This window comes from Methylobacterium sp. WL103 (genome assembly GCF_008039885.1).
GTDB lineage: Bacteria > Pseudomonadota > Alphaproteobacteria > Rhizobiales > Beijerinckiaceae > Methylobacterium > Methylobacterium cerastii.
The window spans coordinates 1-1,939 of sequence record NZ_VRUX01000706.1 but is presented as its reverse complement, the minus strand read 5'-3'; the positions used below and the strand labels follow the sequence as shown (position 1 = coordinate 1,939).

Sequence of the window (1,939 nt, the reverse complement as noted above, 5' to 3'; positions counted from 1 at the left end):
CGCCCGCACCGCCGCCGGCGTGCCGATGCGCGCCGCGATCTCGGCATAGCTCGCGGTGGTCCCCGCCGGGATGGTTCGCAACGCCTCCCAGACCCGCTGCTGGAAGGCGGTGCCGCCGATGTCCAGGGGCAGGGAGACCGGGCGGGACGGTGTTTCGACCAGGCCGACCACCTGCGCGACCAGCGCCGCGAAGCCCTCATCGCCGCCCGCGAGCGCCGCGTTCGGGAAGCGGTCTTCCAGGTCGCGCAGCAACGCGTCCGGTTCGTCGCCGAGCAGGATCGCGCAGACGCCGCGGGTCGTCGCCGCGACGAGGACCGCGCCGAGGCTGCACGCCGCGACCGCGAAGCGGATCGTCTCGCCGGCTCCACCCTTGCGGTAGGCGGCCGGCGTCATGCCGAGGCGTGCCCCGGCGTAGAACCGGCTCGCGGCGCCGTAGCCCGCCTCGTACAGGGCTTCCGTGACGCTGGCCGCGCCTGGCAAGGCTTTGGCGACACGCTCGGCGCGACGGGCCGAACCGTAGGCCCGCGGCGTGACGCCGATGGCCGCCTTGAACACGCGGTGGAAGTGGAACGGACTCATCCCGGCGGCGTGGGCGAGGTCGTCGAGGGTGGGCGCGGTCTCGGACTCGTCGATCAGACGGCAGGCGCGGGCGACGGCCTCCGCGCGGCGGGTCTCGCGCGACGCCTCGTCAGGCCGGCAGCGCCGGCACGGGCGGAAACCCGCCGCCTCGGCTGCCTCGCAGGTGGCGTGGAAGGCGACGTTTCGGGGAAGCGCCGCGCGCGACGGGCAGCTCGGGCGGCAATACACGCCAGTGCTGCGCACGGAGTAGACGAAGCGGCCGTCGAACGCGCCGTCGCGGGCGGCCACCGCGGCATGGCGAGCGGCATCCGACAGGTCTGCGGGGGACACGGTTCCCAACGTCGGCATCGCGACCTCTCGGGTGGTGGGTGCCGGATCGGCCCCCTGTGCGTCCCTTGGAATGGCGCGTCTCGGTGTTCCCGGCATCCCGTCCCTTGCTCTCGAATCCCGCGGCGGCATCCGCCACCCAGAGATGCATCGCCGCGTAGGCGCGATAGGGTCGCCACGCCTCCGCCCGCCGAAGAAGCTCGGCAGGATCCGGGCGCCCGGCGCCGACATCGAGCGCCCGCATCAGGCCGACGTCGCCGCCGGGTAGGGCGTCCGCCGCGCGTAGGACGCGCATGGCGATGAACCGCGCCGCCCACGGCCCGATGCCGTGGATCGCGGTGAGGCGGCGGACCGCTATGGCGAGGTCCTGTCCCGGCGCGAACAGGTCCGGCTCGGCGAGGCTGGATTCGGCGAGCGCCCGGATCGCGGCGCGCCGCGCGCGTGGCATGTCGAGCATCTTCGCGACATCCGCCGCGGCGACGGCCTCCGGGGTGGGGAACAGATGGCTCAGCCCCAGGCCGGCGGCCGACCCGAACGGCATCCCGCCTTCGTCGGCGTTCCGGCCGGCGAAGTCGTGGCGCGTCGGCGTCATCCGCGACGCGGATCAGCCGGCCGCCCGCCGCAGCGGCTCGGCGTCGCGACCGGGCAGCCAGCGCGCGATGGTGTCGTAGAGGACCGCGCGGTCGAACGGCTTGCCGACGTGGTCGTCCATGCCGGCCTCGCGGAACTGGCGCACCTCGGCGGGCAGGACGTTGGCGGTCATCGCGATCACCGGCACGTTCGCGCAAGCGCCCTTCAGGCGGCGGATCATCCGCGTCGCGGTGATGCCGTCCATGCCCGGCATCTGGACGTCCATCAGCACGAGGTCGAAGGCGCCGTCCTCCACCGCCATCACGGCGGTGGCGCCGTCGGCGACCACCTCGACGGTGTGGCCGGCGGCCTCGAGCACAAGGCGCGCAAGCTCCTGGTTGATCTCGACGTCCTCGACGAGGAGGATGCGCCCGGTCGCCTGGGGCGCGGCGACGGGCTGCGC

Annotated in this window: 2 protein-coding genes and 1 pseudogene; all 3 read right to left on the bottom strand. The window is 74.4% G+C overall.

Annotation, left to right across the window (positions count from 1 at the left end; translation table 11 throughout):
• The coding region (gene ada / locus FV222_RS24475; RefSeq protein WP_147815860.1) for a bifunctional DNA-binding transcriptional regulator/O6-methylguanine-DNA methyltransferase Ada at positions 1–927 on the bottom strand (927 nt) is incomplete at its 3' end.
• 103 nt (positions 928–1,030) lie between these two features.
• Positions 1,031–1,420, bottom strand: a pseudogene (locus FV222_RS31525) (DNA-3-methyladenine glycosylase 2 family protein); the annotation flags it as partial.
• 90 nt (positions 1,421–1,510) lie between these two features.
• On the bottom strand, positions 1,511–1,939 hold a 429-nt coding region (locus FV222_RS24470), incomplete at its 5' end, for a response regulator (RefSeq protein ID WP_147815859.1).